The organism is Undibacterium sp. TJN25 (genome assembly GCF_049339885.1).
Taxonomy (GTDB): domain Bacteria; phylum Pseudomonadota; class Gammaproteobacteria; order Burkholderiales; family Burkholderiaceae_D; genus Undibacterium.
In genome coordinates, this window is sequence record NZ_JBMPPM010000015.1 from 14,738 (window position 1) to 32,914 (window position 18,177).

An 18,177-nucleotide genomic window follows, 5' to 3' on the forward strand; every position below is an offset into this window, starting at 1 on the left:
AAGGTGGGAAAGGTAAATAAATAGGTTCAACGTTTGTCCAGGCTTTTGGCGATGCGGGTGCCTGTGAACTGGATCACTTGCACCAGCGCGATCAGGATTGCTACCGTGGCCACCATGATGTCTGTCTGGAAGCGGTAGTAGCCGTAGCGTATGGCCAGGTCACCGATGCCGCCGCCGCCCACCACACCGGCGACCGCCGAGTAGGACAGGAAGCTGATGGACAGCACCGTCAGTGCCAGCACTAGCCCGGAGCGGGCCTCCACCAGCAGCACACGCACGATAATCTGTAGTTCCGATGCGCCCATCGCATGGGCCGCTTCAATGACGCCGCGCGGCACTTCGCGCAGGTTCTGCTCCACCAGCCGCGCAAAATAAGGAATGGCGGCAAAAGACAGCGGCACTGCTGCTGCCAGCGGGCCGATGGATGTGCCGGCAATGAAGCGGGTGAACGGCACCAGCGCCACCAGCAGGATGATGAAAGGAAAAGAGCGCACAGTATTGACGAACCAGCCCAGCACTGTCGCCAGCGGCCGGTTCTGCAAGGATTGGCCGTCTGCAACCAGGAACAGCAGCACGCCCAATGGACCGCCGATCACCAGCGCGGACGACAGGCCGATTGCCAGCATGGTCAAGGTCTGACCCAAAGCTGTCCACATCTCCGGCAGCAGGCTGATGATATTGTCAAGCATAAGCGAGCTCCTTCAGATGCAATTGGCCGGACGCGTTGCCGTTATAGTGGTGGCTCGCCAGTTCGCGGCCAAGCGCGGTTTTTCGTAAAACGCCGGTATCGGCCAGCGCAAACTGCTCAGCGATGGCGCCGTCCTCGATGACGGCCACGCGGTTGCAGATGGCGCCCAGCACGGAAAGTTCATGGCTGACGATGACAATGGTGACACCCAGACGCAGGTTGATGTCGCGCAGGCTGTCCAGCAGCGAGCGGGTGGTCTCCGCATCCAATGCGGAGGTAGGTTCATCGCATAGCATGACGGCGGGCCGGCTGGCCAATGCGCGCGCGATCGCCACCCTCTGCTTTTGTCCCCCCGATAATTGAGCTGGATAGCTGCCGGCCTTGTCGGACAGCTCCACCAATTCCAGGCATTCATGCACCCTGGCTGCAATGGCGGCTGTGTTCATGCCGCCGTGGATCTTCAGCGGAAAAGCAACATTGTCGAATACGCTGGCATTTTGCAGCAGGTTGAATTGCTGGAAGATCATGCCGATGTTTTGCCGGGCATTGCGCAGATCGCGTTTACCCAGGCTGGTCAGTTCGCATCCTGCCACGGTAATCGTGCCGCTGTCGGGGCGTTCCAGCAAATTGATCAGGCGCAGTAGCGTCGATTTGCCGGCACCGCTTTTGCCGATGAGGCCGAAGATATCTCCCTGCTGCACCTCCAGCGTCACATCCTTGACGGCACTAAAGTGCTTGCCGCGCGCCAGCGCGAAGGACTTGCTGGCTCCCCGGATGCTGATGACGGGTTTGCGCTGCGATGCATTCATGGTGTCTTCCTGTATTGGTAGTGCGGTATGGCAGCTATGCCGGACCCGGGGCTGCTCAAGAGTAGGCAGTTGGTTCCGGCAACGTGCCGTCGAGTGCGTAGCGGCCCAGGTCGCGCAATTTATAGTCGATAGGGTCGTGCAGCGTATGTACGCGCACGTTGCGCCAGAAACGGTCGTAGCCATACTGGGCCGATGTGGAACGCGCACCTGTCAGTTCAAACATCTGGCTGCTGATTTCCAGGCCCGCGCGGTGCGACAGGGATTTCGCTTCCGCCACGGCAATGGCAAGCTCACCCCGGTCACGCGCAGTGATGAGCGCACCCTTGCGGAATACCTTTTCCAGTTCAACTGCGGCATGGTCGGCCAGCACAACGGCGGGGCGCAGCAACAGCCACAATTCCCCGTAGCGGTGCTGGATGAAAGGATCGTCGGCAGCCCTGTCCACGCCGGAAGAGAACCAGGGCCTCGATTGCTCGCGCGTATAGCGGACAGCGGCGTCGAAGGCGCCCAGCCCTATGCCGAGATACAGGTTGGCCATGATCAGCTGTGCTACCTGCGAGCGCACGGTGGATTGTGGAGTGGCTGTCTGCAGCGGCGCTTGCAGCACTAGTTCGGCAGGCAGGACCACGTTGCTGAAATGGACATTGCCGCTATCGGTCTGGCGCTGGCCGAAAGAATCCCAGTCCGCCTGCACCTTGATGCCTGTTTGCGTGGTCGGCAATACTGCTATCAGTGGACTTTGGGTAGCCAGGTCCCATGCTGAGATCGTTAGCCAGTCCGAACCGACCGAGCCGGATGAAAAACTCTTGATGCCGTCGAGAATAAAGCGGTCGCCGTTCCTGGCGGCGGTCGTGCGTTTGTCGAGAGGATTAAGTGCATTGCCCCAAAACAGGCGCTTCTCTACAGTTTCGGTCAGCAGACGGCGTTGCTGCTGCGCGCTGCCGTATAACTGGATGCCGGCTAGCTGGAGGTGATGGAAGCCGAATACGTGCGCCAATGCGCTGTCTGCCTGCGCCAGAATGCGGATCACCTGATAGACGGTGGGCCAGCTTGCCCCATGACCGCCGAATTCAGCCGGTATGGAAAGGGCCAGCAAGCCCGATTCACGTACCCATTCACGCTCCTGCGCCGCGTGTCCGCCCACGCTGTCACGTTCTACTGCGGTTGCAGCCAGGCGCTCTGCGAGCTGGCGGGCAATGTGCAGCGGATCGTTCAGCGGGTTGTGAAGCGGACTATGCTGCTCCGCTTCAAAGGTGGAGGGGGCTTGCGGACGGATAAGGGCGGGTGACATCGTGAACCTGGAATAAAAGATCGATGACTTAGTATTGCATCGCCGATGCCGGTTCGTACACGAAGAAATCCGTTTTTACTTATGCGGAAAAATGATAACCGGCACGCATGTACTGGACATGCGTGCCGGCGCACAGGCTTCCTGGTCTTGCTCAGCCGCCCTTGGTGGGTTTGGGATAGGTTTTCAGCACGTCCAGCGGCTGGGCATAGCTGGAACTCCAGGTTTGCTCATGCAGCTCGGCCACCCGACGCGCCATTTTTTCATTGCGCAACACCACTTCAAGATTACGCGAATTGTCCAGGTAGCCACCGCTCCAGTTGCTGGTGCCTATCCATGCGACCTGGCCGTCGATAGACATGCTCTTGGTATGGATGACGCGAGCGAATGGAATGAAACCCGATGATGCCAGCGGCAAGGTCACTACCTTGATTTCCATGCCCGGCAGCACTGCCAGGCTTTGCAGGTACTGGATGGCCGGCTTGTCGGTATTCCAGTTGGACACCATCAGCTTGACCTTGACACCGCGCGCGAGCGCGGCGCGGATCGCATTGTCTATTACCGCATAGTAGGGCCGGGTATGGTTGGGACCGTAGCTGAGCGGCGCATAGTCCAACAACTGCACGCGCACCTCCGACTTTGCTGCTGCGAGCAGTCTGACCAGTTCAGATTCTGAATCGCCTATGCCCTGCGGGTTAAAGGCGTTGGGACTGGCAACCAGATACGCGGCCTGTCCCGCTATGGCCGGGACGACCGCGTGGTTTTGCACCGGTACCGGCTTGCCTTCGGCGATCAGTGCCTGTGCCTGCCAGTCGAAATCAAAGATTTGCTGCAGTTGGGCTGCGATGGCGGCATCGCTGATACGCAGGCCGGTTTCGTGGATATGCGCAAAGGAGCGCCAGTCGAAGTTCTGGCTGCCTACGTAGGCAATATTGCCATCAACGACAAAGTACTTGGCGTGGATGATGCCATTGCCGGTGACTTTCGAATAATCCAGAAAACGAAATTCGAGCCTGGGGATTTTTTTCAACTCCTCGATTGTTGCCATATCAGAAGCAGACTTGCCTTTTTCTTCCATCAGGAAACGGATTTTGACACCACGCTCTCCAGCCGCACGCAAATGGGCAATGACTTTATCAAACACTTCACCATGCTTGCCGGCGACGTAGAACTGGCCCAGCACGATATCGTGTCTGGCAGCATCGAACATTTCGCTCCACACGGTAGCCGGATCGCGCAGATCGGGCGTGGCTAATGAGGTTTCCACCGGCACGGTGTGCACCAGTTCAAAACCGGGAATTGTAAAATCGGCATGGGCACTGCTGCTGAAGAAGAGCAGCAGGCCCAGCGATGCGAATAGTTTGCGCACGGTCTTTTCCTTGGTAAGTGAAGGCTTATTGAAAAATTATATTCTGCAGCCTGACAGGGCTTGGCAGCTGCCGAGCGGTCGCGACTGAAAAGCAGCGTAGTATTCTGTCGCCAGTTCCACGACGATCAGGGCGCCGTGGCCGCCGTCATCCAGCATGATGCGCCGCACGGGCTTGGCGTGGCGCTGCGTGTGGCCCAGCCGTTGATTCCTGTGCCAGCAGCGTTCGCGCGACTGGGAATAGTAATGCGCATAACCTGTTTCCATGCTGAGCCTGAATGACTCCTTGTCCATCCATCCCATCGTCAGCATTTCCGGCGCGCGACCCGGGCTGCCATGCCGGGTGATGCAGGGCAGCAGGCCGTGGTCCTCAAACTGCCTGACAAGGTGCAGGGCCTGGCGTGTATCGAATAGCACCGGGTGCTCAGGCAGTATGGGCATGATGGATATCTCCGTCTTCTTCCTCTTCAAGCTCCTGCATTTCCTGTGCTGTGCGCCAGACAGGGAAGGGATCGTTGAAGCGTTCCCACTGTTGTTCGCCCAGCGCCATCTCGCTATCAGTCAGCAGGCAGGCATCCAGCTTCTCGCTCATATGTTCCTTGTCCATTTCCATGCCGATGAACACCAGTTCCTGGCGCCGGTCGCCGAAGGGCGCCACGGACTTTTCCGCAATGCGCTGCAGTGCCTGCAAATCGTCCGGCCAGTCGCTGCGATCCACGGCCGACCACCAGAGGCCTGCTGCATGATGCCGGCATATGCCTCCGGCCTGCGACCATTCACCGGCAAACGCCATGCGTGAGGCCAGCCAGAAATACCCTTTGGAACGGATGACGCCTGCCCATTCCGTTTGGATCAGGTTCCAGAAGCGCTGGGGATGGAAAGGTTTGCGGGCCTGATAAATAAAGCTGGCGATGCCGTATTTCTCCGTCTCGGGAATGTGCTCGCCGCGCAGTTCCTGCAGCCAGCCCGGCGCTGCCGCAGCTTGCTCGAAATCAAAGCGGCCGGTATTGAGCACGCGGTTCAGATCCACTTTGGAAAAGCGGGCGGAAAGGATGTCGGCGCGCGGGTTCAGTGTTTTCAGGATGCCGATCAGGCGCGCGAAGTCGTTTGCAGTAACCAGGTCGGCCTTGTTAAGGACGATCACATCGCAGAATTCTATCTGCTCCACTAACAGGTCAACGACGGTGCGTTCGTCTTCTTCGCCCATCGATTCACCCCTGTCGCTGAGATAATCGCTTGAACCATAGTCCTTGAGAAAATTGTAGGCGTCCACCACGGTGACCATGGTGTCCAGCCGCGCGACATCGGACAGGCTGCGGCCTTCTTCGTCGCGGAAAGTGAACGTCTCGGCCACCGGCATCGGTTCCGAAATGCCGGTCGATTCAATGAGCAGGTAGTCGAACCGGCCTTCATGGGCAAGCCGGTTGATCTCGATCAGCAGGTCTTCGCGCAGGGTGCAGCAAATGCAGCCGTTACTCATTTCCACCAGCTTTTCCTCCGCGCGCGACAATTGCGCGCCGCCGTCACGCACGAGATCGGCATCGATATTGACTTCCGACATGTCATTGACGATGACGGCCACGCGCCGACCCTCGCGGTTGTTTAGGATGTGATTGAGCAGGGTGGTTTTTCCCGCACCGAGAAATCCGGACAGCACGGTCACTGGCAGTAGCGATTTGTTCATTTATTCCTCATTGCCTTAAACGGTTGAATTCTTTGGACCGCTGGGCGGTTCCGGGTTATCGGATGTATGGTGTTTCGTATATTTGCAACCATGTTGCATTTCTGGGTGGAACAGTAAAACAGGATTTATCGCCACGCCGTTAAATGCGATAGAGTTGCATTTTGGCGCGTGCTACCCGACAGTTTTCATCAGGTTGCTCCTGTTCAGTCCTTTCGTCGCCAAGCTGAAACGATTGCAACAAAGTTGCATTGATGGATTATAGGGGGCTGTAAAATTTTATGCAACAAGGTTGCAATTATTTTTGTTGCACGTTCTGGTACGGAAAAATCAGGCAGAGGCCGGGAAATGCAGGCGGAAGCTGATCGTGCCCTGCTGCACGGAGTAGGAGACGCTTGCGCTGCCTCCATGCAGGCCCATGATCGCCCTCACAATGGACAAGCCCAGCCCATTGGATTCGGTGAACTCATTGCGGGACTTGTCTCCGCGATAGAAGCGGTTGAACATGCTGTCCAGATGTTCTTGCGAAATAAAGTCGCATTGATTTTCGACGACGACAATGGAGCCTTGCGCTTCTGTGCCGGCGTACAGCTTGATGGCCGTGCCAGGTTTGCCGTAACGCACGGCATTGATGACCAGGTTGTTGACGGCGCGTCGCCACATGACCAGGTTGGCATAGCTGGTTCCGCTGGCTTCCCGCTCAAAATGCAGTTCCCGCTCTTCCGCGATTCCTTCAAAATAATCGGAGACTTTGCCCAGTTCGTCCGCCAGTGGAATATCTACGCGCTCCACTGCCAAGCTCGCATGGTCGGTGTTGGCCAGGAACAGGATGTTCTCGATGATGCGTGACAGGCGGGTCAGTTCTTCCAGGTTCGATTCCAGTACTTGTTCATATTCTTCCGTGCGCCTTTCCTGGCCCAGCGTGACCTGGGTCTGCCCCATCAGGATATTGACGGGAGTCCTGATTTCATGTGCCAGATCGGCTGAAAATTGCGACAAGTGCTGGAAGCCGGCTTCCAGCCGGTCCAGCATCGCATTGAAAGCATCTGCCAGCTGGCGCAGTTCCGGAGGCGCATCCTCTCTCAGCAGCCGGGCGGACAGGTTGGCAGGTGTGATTTCACCAGCCTGGTTGCCCATTGTCTGCAATGGCATCAGGCCGCGTTTCAGGATCGCAAAACCCAGCACGGTGGTCAGCACTACGGTCAGGGCCACGGCGACGATGACGCGCAGCAGGTAGTTGGACAAGACTTTGGATTCCTGGGTCATCACATAAGCGGCGATGATCTCCACCTTGTCATTGCGTTCGCCGACTTCTGCCAGTGCCGAGACCCAGCGCACGCGCACGCCATCGGGGCGCACCCCTTCATGCAATGCATTGGGTGTCAGCGGCATGCCTATTTCCACCGGCTCCATCGGCGGCGGTGTCATGTTGCCGGGATTGACGTGGATGAACGGCGCTTCGCCGATATGGCGGAAAATGCGCACGTCCTGCTCGTTGCCAAGCATGCTTTCAAACAGTGCGGGACGCTCTTCCATCTGCTTGACGTCGTACAGATCGTGGAACAGGTTGCGAAAGTGCTCGACCCTGCCTATCAGCGTATAGTCAGCCCGCATTTCCAGCGCCTGCCTGGCAGCCGAGTACAGGTACATGCCGAGGCTGGTCATCACCACGCAGGCAACCAGCGCGAAGAGCAGGGCAGTCCTGTGCGCCAACGGCCATGATTTCCAGAATTTCATTGTTCTTCCGAAAACATGTAGCCGATGCTGCGCACGGTATGGATCAGTTTTTGTTCGAACGGCGCGTCGATCTTGGCGCGCAGCCGTTTGACCGCGACGTCCACGACATTGGTGTCGCTGTCGAAATTCATATCCCAGACCTGGGATGCGATGACCGAGCGCGACAATGCCTCGCCCTGGCGTTTGATCAGCAGGTGCAGCAGCATGAATTCTTTGTTCGTCAACACGATATTGACACCCTGGCGTGTCACCTTGTGGCGCACCGGGTCCAGCTGCAGATCTGCCGCCTGGAACATGTCGGAATCCCGCGTCACGCCGCGGCGCAGTAGCGTGCGCACACGCAGTACCAGTTCGGTGAAAGAAAACGGCTTTACGAGGTAATCGTCAGCGCCCAGCTGCAGGCCGTGTATGCGGTCGTCCACATGGTCGCGTGCAGTCAGGAAAATGACAGGCAAATCGCGCTTGCTGCGCAAGGAGCTCATCACGCTCCAGCCGTCCTTTCCGGGCATCATCACGTCGAGGATCACCAGGTCATAAGGATTTTCCAGCGCCATGTGCAGGCCGTCCACGCCATTTCTCGCAAGGTCTACTGCATAGCCGGATTCGCGCAAGCCTTTTTTGAGGTAGTCGCCGGTTTTCTGGTCGTCTTCAATTACTAGGATAGCCATGCGGCACCTTCAACAAAATGGACTTGATAATTTGATTCTAGCATTTCGCCCCCTGGCGCTTAATGACAATTTTGTCATCCGAATGACACGGTATTTTCACCATCGGAGGCTTACCATGGCCTCGTTGGAAGCTTTGTGCCGTACGCCGCTTCCGTTGTTTCACCTGCAAATGAAGGGGATATTCATGCTGATCAGAATCCAGCCGGATCAAATCGATGTGCCGTTGCCGTCGGAAATCACGCCAAGGGAGATATTTGAGTCTCGCCGCCATTTCCTGAAGGAGCTGGCGGTAGGCGCCATTGCCGGTAGCGGCGTGCTTGCCTCTGCAGGCGCATGGGCGCAGGTAGCAGGAACGCGCAAGCTGGCGGCGCGGCGCAACGACAGCTATGTTGTCGTGGACAAGCAGACCTCGTACAAGGATGCGACGACGTATAACAACTTTTATGAATTTGGCACCGATAAGTCGGAGCCTGCCCGCAATGCCGGGATACTGAAAATCAATCCCTGGACCGTGTCGGTTGAGGGAGAAGTCAAAAAGCCGATGACGCTGGACCTGGAAACGCTGCTGAAGCTGGCGCCGCTGGAAGAGCGCGTATATCGGCTGCGCTGTGTGGAGGGCTGGTCGATGGTGATACCGTGGGTAGGTTATTCGCTGTCGGCATTAATACGCAAGGTGGAGCCTACGGGCAATGCGAAATATGTGGAATTCGTCACGCTGGCGGACAAGAAGCAGATGCCTGGGTTATCGGTGCCGGTGCTGGAGTGGCCTTATGTAGAGGGTTTGCGGATGGACGAAGCGAATCATCCGCTGGCGCTGCTGACGCTGGGCATGTATGGGGAAACGCTGCCTAACCAGAACGGCGCACCGGTGCGCATCGTGCTGCCGTGGAAGTACGGTTTCAAGTCGGCCAAATCCATAGTCAAAATCCGCTTCCTGAAAGAGGCGCCGCGCACCACATGGAATGTGACGGCGCCGTCGGAATACGGGTTCTACGGCAATGTAAACCCGGATGTGGATCATCCGCGCTGGTCGCAAGCCAGCGAGCGGCGTATTGGCGAAGACGGTTTTCTGGCCAGGAAGCGCAAGACCCTGATGTTCAACGGCTATAACGATGTGGCGCCGCTATATGCGGGCATGGACTTGAAGCGGTTCTTCTAAGGCGCCGCAACAGCTGCCAGATATTCCAGGCGAAGGAAAGCGAGTCTGCATCAGGGTAGGGACAATGGCAAGATTGTTATTTTTTATCATATTGGCTACCTAAAGTGCGGACCATACAAAACGCCAGCAAATCCGGCAGTTGTGTTTTTATTTGTTTTTGTCACGTAACTTACTATTCAACTAAAAGAGAGATCATGGGAACTACACATCAAAGAGGCCGCGGCTTATACCTGTCAGGCTTGGCTGGATTGAGCATGTGCTTGGTATTGTTGAGCGGCCATGTCGGTGCGCAGGAAATGCATCACCATCATGGCGGCGATTCTGCGGCTGCCGCGGACGGGGCCACGCAGACGGCGCCTCCGGTTTTTGTTGCCAGTACCGCCAAATCGTTTGCTGCGCTGATGGATGATGCGATGCTGGTCATGGATGACGGCATGAAGCGCGCGCCGATGAACGGGCAAAGCGAACACGATTTCATCACGATGATGATGCCGCACCACCAGGGCGCAGTGGATATGGCCAAGGCCGTGCTGCTTTATACGACCGACCCCGAAATCAGGAACCTGGCGCTGGGTATCATCGCCGAGCAGCAGAATGAGATTCGTGTGATGCAGGCCTGGCTTGCGCATCATCCTGAAGGCACGGCCAAGAAATAAACCGCTTTTAAATCACCCTTTTTCGACTACTAGAATCCACAGAGAGACATCATGAAAAAAACTGCCATCTGCGCCATTTCTGCCATCGCACTATTCGTCAACGCTGCCTGGGCGCTGCCTCCGGCACAGGACCGGGTCTATACCGCAGACCAGAACACGAATACGGTATCGGTATTCAACCCGGCCACGAATACGCTGGTAGGCCAGATCAAGCTGGGGAGCCAGCGGCCGGACGTATTGTCACCGTTATACAAAGGCCAGATCAACGTGCACGGCATGGGCTTTTCGCCCGACCATAAAACCCTGCTGGTAGTGTCCAATGGTTCCAATTCGGTGGTCTTCATCGATACGGCCACCAACAAGGTCAAGGGCACTACCTATGTAGGCCGCTCGCCGCACGAAGGCTTCTTCAGTGCCGACGGCAAGGAAGTGTGGGTTGTCGTGCGGGGCGAAGACTATATCTCGGTGATTGATCCGAACACCTACAAGGAAACACGCCGCATCCAGACTGACCTGGGCCCCGGCATGGTGCAGTTCCTCCCTGATGGCAAACTGGCGTTTGCGGTATCCAGCTTTACGCCTACGGTCGATATCATTGATGTCAAGAGCCACGAGATCGTCAAGAAAATCAACGTGGTCAGCCCTTTTTCTCCTTTCCTGCAATTTACGCCGGACTACAGCGAAATGTGGATGACGCATAAGGACGTGGGCAAGGTTACACGCATTAGCACCAAGACGCTGGAAGTGACGGGCGTGATCGATACCGGCTTCATCACCAACCATCTGGCGTTTGCCAAGGTGAATGGCAAGGTATTGGCCTATGTGACCATCGGTGGCGAGAACGTCGTCAAGGTCTATACGACCGACAAAGAGGCAAAACTGGTGGCAACGATCCCCACCGGCGCGTTGCCGCACGGGATATGGACTTCCGATGACAACAGCCGGATTTACGTCGGCCTGGAAAACGGCGATGGCGTGGATGTCATTGATCCTGCCGCCAACAAAATCATTGCCCACATGCCGGGCGGGCAGGCGCCGCAGGCGCTGGTTTACCTGTCGCACGTGGTGGAAAGCGGCGACGGAGCCGCCAACCTGGTGCCGCGCGTGAATAACGACCCGACCAATATCCGCCTGAAACCGCTGGTCGGCGAAGGCCGCGGTTTTGTCGTTTCACGCAACCTGGGCGTGATCGATGCCTTTGAAGTATCGCTGTTCAAGCTGAAGCCCGAAACAACATACAGCGTGTACCTGAGCGACCAGAAGAATGCCGTCGCCAGCTTCAAGACGGACGCCAAGGGCGCATCAAACGGGACGATGATAGGGCCGGTCCGGGAATTTGCTGCTGCCGGCTCCGATGCCGCCGCCAGCCGCCTGATCGTCATGGAAGGCAGTGCGCCGGCAGACCCGGCGAAGGCAGTGCTGATTGATGCACTGTAATGTATTGTAGACTGCTGTAATCCAGTATGGGCGAAGCCGGGTGCGGACATCAACGCCGCATCCGGCTTTCAATACCTAAAATATTTAGTGGAATGCAAATGAAAAAAACGGGAATATTGATGCTGAACGTGCTGGCCGGGGCCGGTCTGTATGCTTGTGTTTCTGCTGCAGCGTTGGCGCATGCGCATCCTGTGAGTTTTTCTCCGGCGGCCGACACGGTGGTCAGTACGCCTGGCGTCATCAGAATTGCTTACGACAAGCCGCTGGAGCCGGCCAGTAATATTGTCATTACCGGCGAACATGAAGAACCGGTGGACGCCGGGAAAACGGTGATCGATGCGCAAGATCCTAGCAGCATGTCAGTCAGCCTGCCGCCATTGCCAGCTGCCGTCTACATTGTGAAATGGAGTGCCGGCAGCAGCGACGGCCATACGAACAAGGGCAGCTATAAATTTACGGTCAAGTAAGATATTTGCACTGCCGGGCACCGCAGATTATTTGCGCGAAGCCAGGCGGGCCATGCCGAGCAGCGGCCATTCAACGATCTGCCGCAAGCGGAACGACATCGGGACCAGCTTCATCAGCATCTTCACTGCAACGGCATAAGGATAGTGGTGGCGAGCCTTTTCCTTTACTGTGCGGCTGAATTCCCGCCAGTCTTCCTCACGGAAAGGTGTGCCGGGATTGCGCACCATGAACACATGCTTGAATGCGATATAACTATCCTCGCCCTGGATTTCAGTCATGCGCCGCCAGATGGTCCGGATGACTGACCATGCACCGTGTGGCCGGGCGTTACCGTAGCTTTCGTAGAATTTCCGGAAATGGGCATAGTGATTGGATTCGTCCATCTTGATGTTGGTGAACAGCTGGCGCAGCACAGGCTCGCGCACATAATCATGCACTGCGTGGTACATCGTGGTGGTGCCGGTCTCGACCACACAGCGTGCGATGAGCTCCAGCGCCGGGCTGTCTTCCAGCTGCTCTTCCGTGCATAGTGCGCTGTATTCCTCGCGGAAACTGGTATTTGCCAGTTGCCAGTCAAATTCCGGCCATACACGCTCGACGTAGGCTTTCAGTGCATAACCATGCTGCACCTCTTCATGCTGCCAGTATTGCCGCAGCCAGCTTACTACTTCCGGGTTGTCCCGAAATTTTTCGATGAGATTGTCGGTGTACAGCTCTGCCATGATTTCCACCAGCGAGGCGGAGGCAAGCATGTAGAACATCAGTTTGTCGTGACGGATGGTTTCAGGGTTGATGGAGGCAAAGTCGATATCTTCAACATTCCACCTCAGTGCTGGTCTATCTACGACGGAACGGACGGCAGTGCTCATAAGTTCTAATCCTCATTTGGCGTTGGCTTCCAGGAGCATCGGCTTGGGGCCAGCCATTTCGGCTAGCGGGCGCCATTGCTGTCCCGTCCGCTCAAGGTTGCGTGCTTACTCCATAGTCTCAATGAAATTGTCAAAATTGTATGTTCGTTAAGGCACACTTGGCGTATGCCTTATGCGTGGCGAATTGTCATCATAGCGCGTTAGCGGAATTGATGGGCGCGCCGACGTGATCTAAGCTTTGTTGCCGCTCTGATACCGTTTCGCTGTGCTAATTTAAAGTCACCTCAAATTGCGTAAAAAAAAGGAAAAAAAGGATGTAACAAATTTGGGGAATTCGGGACTTAACAGTAAGAACCGATTCAACGGGATTTTAAATATCATCATTATCAGGAGTTCACCATGTCCACTACAGATGGCACTACTGCGGAAATAGCCCGCCCAACTGTCACCGCTGCAGGCCCAGTTCAACTGATCGACGCACTGAATGGCGTATTTGGTAAACATGCCGGCGCCAGGGCATCGCACGCCAAGGGTGTTTGTGCGCAAGGGGAGTTTACGCCGGACAAGGATGTCGGGCGCTTCCTCGGCAGCAAGCTGTTTTCGCGGGGCACGATTGCTGCAGCACTGCGTTTTTCGATTGGCGGCGGCAACCCGGGCGTGTCGGACAAGAGCCGCACTGTGCGGGGCCTGTCCATCAGGCTGGCAGAAGGGGGCGAAACCTATGATCTCGTGCTGATTTCAGAGCCTGCCTTTTTTGCGGCAACGCCGGAGTCCTTCGTCAGCTTTCTGCAGGCCCGCGTGGCGGACCCTGTGACTAAAAAGCCCGATCCAGAAAAGATCGCCGCACACAATCAGCGCTTTCCGGAAGGCACTATACAGCCCGGGCTGCTGGCGTCGCATGCAGCTCCGGCGTCCTATGCAAGCACGGCCTATTTTTCCAATAATGCATTTGGATTCCGCGACGAGGCTGGAAGCCTGCGCTGGGCCAGGATATTGGTGGAGCCTGCCGCCGGCGTGCACTACCTGACCGACGAGCAGGAAAAAAACATGCCCGATCTGTTTCTCGAAGAGGAACTAAGGGCTAGAATCGCAGAGGTGCCGGCTGAATTCGCACTTTATGCGCAACTGCCTGCCGATGGCGATTCCCTGAGCGATCCCAGCCAGGTATGGCAAGGACGCGAGCGGGTGGCGCTTGGAAAATTGCAGGTGAGCGGAGTAGTGCCTCAGGACGCCTGTGAGGCCAAGGTATTTCTGCCGCTGCAGCTGCCGCAGGGTATAGAAGCATCCGATGATCCTATATTGAAGGCAAGGGCAGCGGCGTATGCCGTTTCGCTAAAAAGAAGAACGCAATAACAGGCTTGGGGATACGCATCGTGGCGGATAAGAATAGAGATAGCATGCCCGAGATGAGATCGCAAGAAGCGCTTGTCAATGCCGTGGCGGAGCATCGCCCGTTTTTATTGAGAATCGCCAGGCTGCAGCTTTACTCGCAGGCGGAAGCGGAGGATGTGGTGCAGGAGGCGTTGATCGCCGCGATCAGCGGCTGGCAGTCGTTTGCCGCCAAATCGTCGCTGCGAAGCTGGCTGACAGGTATTTTGCGTTACAAGATCATCGACCAGATTCAGAGCCGCCGCCTGGACATGCAGCGCCACGCCGAACTTTATCCGGCGGAGGAGGAGCAGGTATTCGACGGATTTTTTACCGAAGACGGCAGCTGGGATCCGGAAACCTTTGTTTCCAATGCCTGCCCGGCTGCGGCTGTGGAGCAGACGCAGCTGATGGATATCGTGGAGCTATGTATGAATAATTTGCCGGAGGCGAGCGCGCGCCTGTTCCTGATGCGGGAATACCTCGGCATGGAGCTGGCCGACATTGTCGAGGTTTCGGCCGTGACGCCGGGCGGCTTGCGGGTATTGCTATATCGCGCGCGCATGCGTCTTCGGGATTGTGTAGTGCGCGGATGGGGAGAGTATTAACCATGGATGAACATACAGACATCAGCTGCGAGGACGCCACGATGCTGGTATCCGACAGCAGGGACGGCCCTTTGGACGAACAGGCGGCAGCCAGCTTGCAGTTCCATGTCCAGCATTGCCCGTATTGCTCGATCGCCTACAAGCAGTTCGATTCGCTGTTCGCGCAGCTGGGACAACTGCTGCACGTTGACAAGACTCCGTCGTGACGGTGCACGACATGCCGCTGCAGAGCCAGACGCAGGTACAGGAAAAACCGAAACTTCATGTCGCGGCCTCTTTTTTCAGCATCATCCTCGGCCTGTGCGGCCTGGGGCAGGCATGGCGGGTGGCCGCACATTTGTGGGGAATGCCGCCAGTGGTCGGCGAATGCATCCTGCTGACGGCAGCGTTGATCTGGGCCGGATTGCTTGCTGCCTACATCCTGCAGTCATGCCGCGATCCCGCAAGGTCCATACAGGAATTCCGCCATCCGGTGCTGGGCGGCACCGTTGCTTTATTAGGCATCTCCACCTTGCTGATGGTAGTAGCGGTGCTGCCTTATTCGCTGCTGCTGGCGTGGATACTGGCGGCGGCCGGCATTGCCTGGCATCTGGCGTTTTCTTTATGGCATACAGGTACGATGTGGCAGGGCAGCCGCAACCCACTGGATTCAGTACCTACATTATATTTGCCTACCGTCGCAGGCAATTTCACCAGCGCGGCAGCGCTGGGAGCGCTGGGCCAGCCTGACTTTGGCTGGCTGTTCCTGGGCGCGGGCGTGTTTTCCTGGCTGGCACTGGAGCCGCTTATTTTTCAGCGCCTGTGGCATGGAGAGGGATTGCCCGTACAGCAGCGTGCCTTGCTGGGCATACAGTTTGCTCCGCCTGCTGTCTGCGCAATGGCCTGGCTGCTGCTGGCACCGGGATCGGCGGATCATTGGCTGCTGATGCTGTGGGGCTACGGCCTGTTCCAGCTCTTGCTGGGCTTGCGGTTGAAACCCTGGCTGGGCGCCCAGCCGTTTTCCCATTCCTATTGGTCTTATACTTTCGGTATTGCATCCACCACGATATGTGCCTTGAAGCTGGCGCTGGCCGGGGTCGGTTCTGCAAAAATTCTTGCAATCCCCATATTCGCGGGCGCCAACCTCGTCATCGGCGGCTTTTTCATACGCACCGTATACGCGGCCTGGCGCTGGCGCAGGACGGAATAGAGCTGGGTCTGAATAATGCTGCCGGAAACGGGCGCTTGCCCCAGGGCTTGGTCGCAATAGAGCAACGGCTTAGCGCAGAAAATCCACGCAAAAGCGCACCGGCCCGATGAGTTGAACTTCATGCGGCACTTGCGGTTCCACCACGCCATATAGCTCCGGGGTGAGGGTGATCACTTCTACTGCAGGTTCCAGGATGCGGTATAGCAGCTTTCCTTCCAGAATACGGATACGACCCCACACCGCTTCCGCGGTGGTGTGCTGGCGTTGCAATGCCGCAGGCACACTGTGCTCATTGAACTCAGGGGTGCTCTTATAGTGATTTACCGTATCGGGTAATGTTTTCATGATGTTCTCTCCATGTCTTCAAAGGCGGCGCACCGCCGTTTCCCTCCTGTTCGATGGCCGGAAAATGACAAGGGAAAATTCATTACCGGAATAAGTTGCATCTGATATGCGGATTATGCCACAATTCAGTTTAAGATGTATTTAAAATGAATATTTAAATCGAATCTTCTGCCGAAGCGAAAATTGCACTGATCCAGCAGCAGCTTTCGCCGCGCTTGCTCAGGCCGGCAACACTGGCACACCTATTACATAACTTGAGAGAACCATCATGCAAACTGAAACACTGAAATTGAACGCAGCAGGAAAAACAAACTATACGTCGCAAGTAGAAGCGGTATTGAAGCACTTGGATGGAGTCAGGGACGTGCTTGTCATTGAAAGCAAGCAGGAGTGCAGCGTCTTGTTTGACGAAAAGGCTGTCTCCGTGGTGCAGCTGCAGCAGGCCTTGAGCAACGCCGGTTATCCGAACGAAAAAGCAAAGCCGAAACACGGACAGGGCGGCGTGTGCTGCGGCTCCTGCGGAGGCTGAAGACAAGCCGGCTAAGCGGCTCACTGGTGGCTCATGGCCGGCTCATTGAAAGCGGCAAGATCTTGGCTGATCTTGCCGCTTTTTATATCCTGCAGGCGGCAGGCAAATAAAAATAAAAAATATGCAGTAACAATTTTATGCAGCGGGCGACTTAACGATATGAAGCTTGGAAACACAAACTCCCAGATTCATTATTCGACTACCTGAATCAAAACCCGGCCGGATTAAACGGCATGGCGGGCCTGTCGGACTGATTAGGAAAACTACATAAAAGGAACCCAAACATGAAAACTACCAATGGCATTGCTAAATACTCTTCTCCCTTATTACTGTCCCTGCTGTGTTTATCTGCAACGGCGCAGGTTATAACAGCACAGCCGGAAATCAAGTCAAGCGGTACCGATATGGTCGATACCTTGAACAGCGTTTTCGGCGACCATCATGCGCGGGCGATCCATGCCAAGGGAATTGTCCTGGAAGGTTCGTTCACACCCGCTGCCAGTGCGGTAAGCGTTAGCGTGGCACCGCATTTGCAGAAGAATTCCGTTCCCGTCATTGTCCGCTTCTCGAATTTCGCCGGCATCCCGGACATTCCGGACAACCATCCTCTGGCCGCGCCGCGCGGCCTCGCCATCCGCTTCAAACTTGCCGACGGCAGTTCCACGGACCTGGTGACGCATTCTTTTAACGGCTTCCCCAGTGCGAATACGGACCAGTTCAGGGAGCTTTTGCAAGCGCTGGCCGCCAGCGGGCCAAGCGCGGAAAAGCCGACAAAACTGGACGCCTATCTGGCGGAGCATCCTATCGCGAAAGCATTCCTGACAACGCCCAAGCCGGCCCCGGTCAGTTATGCGTCCTTGCCGTACTATGGTGTCAATGCCTTCAAGTTCACCAACGCCAAGGGTAAATCCGTGTACGGCCGCTACAGGATTACGCCGGTAGATGCTGCCGCTTACCTGACGGATGAGCAGGCGATGAAGGCAGCGCCCGGCTACCTAGCGAGCGACATTGTCCAGCGCGTGCAGAACGCCCCGGTCAAATTCAAGATATCGCTGCAGATAGCAGAAAAAGACGATCATGTGGATGATCCTTCGGTTGCATGGCCGGACACTCGCCGGACCGTGGAATTGGGCACCTTATCAATCACCCGGACTGTCGCGGACAGCGAGGCCGCACAAAAAGGCCTGGTGTTCATGCCGAACACCCTTCCCAAGGGTATTGCGGTAGAAGACCAGATGGCCAATGCCAGATCCAGCGCCTATGCCGTGTCGTTCGGACGCAGGCAGTAATTCATCACATGGCGCGGCCCAGC

Annotated in this window: 20 protein-coding genes; 10 read left to right on the forward strand and 10 right to left on the reverse strand. The window is 56.6% G+C overall.

Going from position 1 to position 18,177, the window contains the following annotated elements:
- Positions 1-26: 26 nt before the first annotated feature.
- From ACO0LO_RS26345 to ACO0LO_RS26380, 8 genes are all read right to left on the reverse strand, one after another.
- Entirely contained in the window at positions 27-689 is a 663-nt protein-coding gene (locus ACO0LO_RS26345) for a methionine ABC transporter permease (protein WP_422969043.1), read from the reverse strand.
- Positions 682-1,497 carry a methionine ABC transporter ATP-binding protein gene (locus ACO0LO_RS26350; RefSeq protein ID WP_422969045.1) on the reverse strand — a complete coding sequence of 272 codons (816 nt, stop codon included), beginning with the start codon at positions 1,495-1,497 and terminating at the stop codon, positions 682-684. Before ACO0LO_RS26350 ends, ACO0LO_RS26345 begins: the two co-directional genes overlap by 8 nt.
- Before the next feature lie 55 nt (positions 1,498-1,552).
- The gene (locus tag ACO0LO_RS26355; RefSeq protein ID WP_422969047.1) at positions 1,553-2,788 is read right to left on the reverse strand and encodes an acyl-CoA dehydrogenase family protein; all 1,236 of its coding nucleotides are present in this window, start codon (positions 2,786-2,788) and stop codon (positions 1,553-1,555) included.
- A 151-nt stretch (positions 2,789-2,939) separates the two neighbouring features.
- Positions 2,940-4,154 carry a phospholipase D-like domain-containing protein gene (locus ACO0LO_RS26360; RefSeq protein WP_422969049.1) on the reverse strand — a complete coding sequence of 405 codons (1,215 nt, stop codon included), beginning with the start codon at positions 4,152-4,154 and terminating at the stop codon, positions 2,940-2,942.
- Between the two features lie 36 nt (positions 4,155-4,190).
- The gene (locus ACO0LO_RS26365) at positions 4,191-4,592 is read right to left on the reverse strand and encodes a phosphoribosyl-AMP cyclohydrolase (protein ID WP_422969051.1); all 402 of its coding nucleotides are present in this window, start codon (positions 4,590-4,592) and stop codon (positions 4,191-4,193) included.
- Entirely contained in the window at positions 4,576-5,835 is a 1,260-nt protein-coding gene (gene zigA, locus ACO0LO_RS26370) for a zinc metallochaperone GTPase ZigA (protein WP_422969053.1), read from the reverse strand. The genes ACO0LO_RS26365 and zigA overlap by 17 nt, the downstream gene beginning before the upstream one ends.
- A gap of 327 nt (positions 5,836-6,162) precedes the next feature.
- Positions 6,163-7,569, reverse strand: a complete 1,407-nt coding sequence (locus ACO0LO_RS26375; RefSeq protein WP_422969055.1) for a heavy metal sensor histidine kinase — start codon at positions 7,567-7,569, stop codon at positions 6,163-6,165.
- Entirely contained in the window at positions 7,566-8,237 is a 672-nt protein-coding gene (locus tag ACO0LO_RS26380; protein WP_422969057.1) for a heavy metal response regulator transcription factor, read from the reverse strand. Before ACO0LO_RS26380 ends, ACO0LO_RS26375 begins: the two co-directional genes overlap by 4 nt.
- Before the next feature lie 184 nt (positions 8,238-8,421).
- On the opposite strand from ACO0LO_RS26380, the gene msrP reads away from it, so the two are divergent.
- From msrP to ACO0LO_RS26400, 4 genes are all read left to right on the forward strand, one after another.
- Positions 8,422-9,396 (forward strand): protein-methionine-sulfoxide reductase catalytic subunit MsrP, encoded by a 975-nt coding sequence (gene msrP, locus ACO0LO_RS26385; RefSeq protein ID WP_422969059.1) that lies wholly within the window; start codon positions 8,422-8,424, stop codon positions 9,394-9,396.
- A gap of 254 nt (positions 9,397-9,650) precedes the next feature.
- The gene (locus tag ACO0LO_RS26390) at positions 9,651-10,052 is read left to right on the forward strand and encodes a DUF305 domain-containing protein (protein ID WP_422969206.1); all 402 of its coding nucleotides are present in this window, start codon (positions 9,651-9,653) and stop codon (positions 10,050-10,052) included.
- Positions 10,053-10,103: 51 nt separating this feature from the next.
- Positions 10,104-11,489 (forward strand): YncE family protein, encoded by a 1,386-nt coding sequence (locus ACO0LO_RS26395; protein ID WP_422969061.1) that lies wholly within the window; start codon positions 10,104-10,106, stop codon positions 11,487-11,489.
- A gap of 98 nt (positions 11,490-11,587) precedes the next feature.
- Positions 11,588-11,956 (forward strand): copper resistance CopC family protein, encoded by a 369-nt coding sequence (locus ACO0LO_RS26400; protein ID WP_422969063.1) that lies wholly within the window; start codon positions 11,588-11,590, stop codon positions 11,954-11,956.
- A 27-nt stretch (positions 11,957-11,983) separates the two neighbouring features.
- Here the strand turns inward: ACO0LO_RS26400 and ACO0LO_RS26405 are convergent, their stop codons facing one another.
- On the reverse strand, positions 11,984-12,826 hold the full coding sequence (locus ACO0LO_RS26405; protein ID WP_422969065.1) for a ferritin-like domain-containing protein: 843 nt from the start codon (positions 12,824-12,826) through the stop codon (positions 11,984-11,986).
- 399 nt (positions 12,827-13,225) lie between these two features.
- Between ACO0LO_RS26405 and ACO0LO_RS26410 the strand changes: the two genes are divergently transcribed.
- From ACO0LO_RS26410 to tehA, 4 genes are read left to right on the forward strand one after another with little or no spacing between them, the layout of a single operon-like run.
- Positions 13,226-14,179, forward strand: a complete 954-nt coding sequence (locus ACO0LO_RS26410) for a catalase family peroxidase (RefSeq protein WP_422969067.1) — start codon at positions 13,226-13,228, stop codon at positions 14,177-14,179.
- 44 nt (positions 14,180-14,223) lie between these two features.
- Positions 14,224-14,802: a sigma-70 family RNA polymerase sigma factor gene (locus tag ACO0LO_RS26415; RefSeq protein ID WP_422969069.1), complete on the forward strand. Its 579-nt coding sequence runs from the start codon at positions 14,224-14,226 to the stop codon at positions 14,800-14,802.
- 2 nt (positions 14,803-14,804) lie between these two features.
- Complete coding sequence (locus ACO0LO_RS26420; RefSeq protein ID WP_422969071.1) at positions 14,805-15,008, forward strand: zf-HC2 domain-containing protein; 204 nt, start codon at positions 14,805-14,807, stop codon at positions 15,006-15,008.
- Entirely contained in the window at positions 15,005-15,991 is a 987-nt protein-coding gene (gene tehA / locus ACO0LO_RS26425; RefSeq protein ID WP_422969073.1) for a dicarboxylate transporter/tellurite-resistance protein TehA, read from the forward strand. The genes ACO0LO_RS26420 and tehA overlap by 4 nt, the downstream gene beginning before the upstream one ends.
- Positions 15,992-16,060: 69 nt before the next feature.
- Here tehA and ACO0LO_RS26430 read toward each other — a convergent pair whose 3' ends face one another.
- Positions 16,061-16,336 (reverse strand): DUF1971 domain-containing protein, encoded by a 276-nt coding sequence (locus ACO0LO_RS26430; protein ID WP_422969075.1) that lies wholly within the window; start codon positions 16,334-16,336, stop codon positions 16,061-16,063.
- 268 nt (positions 16,337-16,604) lie between these two features.
- Here ACO0LO_RS26430 and ACO0LO_RS26435 point away from each other — a divergent pair, with 268 nt between their 5' ends.
- Positions 16,605-16,865: a CCGSCS motif protein gene (locus ACO0LO_RS26435; protein ID WP_422969077.1), complete on the forward strand. Its 261-nt coding sequence runs from the start codon at positions 16,605-16,607 to the stop codon at positions 16,863-16,865.
- A 284-nt stretch (positions 16,866-17,149) separates the two neighbouring features.
- Entirely contained in the window at positions 17,150-18,154 is a 1,005-nt protein-coding gene (locus ACO0LO_RS26440) for a catalase family peroxidase (protein ID WP_422969079.1), read from the forward strand.
- Positions 18,155-18,177 lie beyond the last annotated feature (23 nt).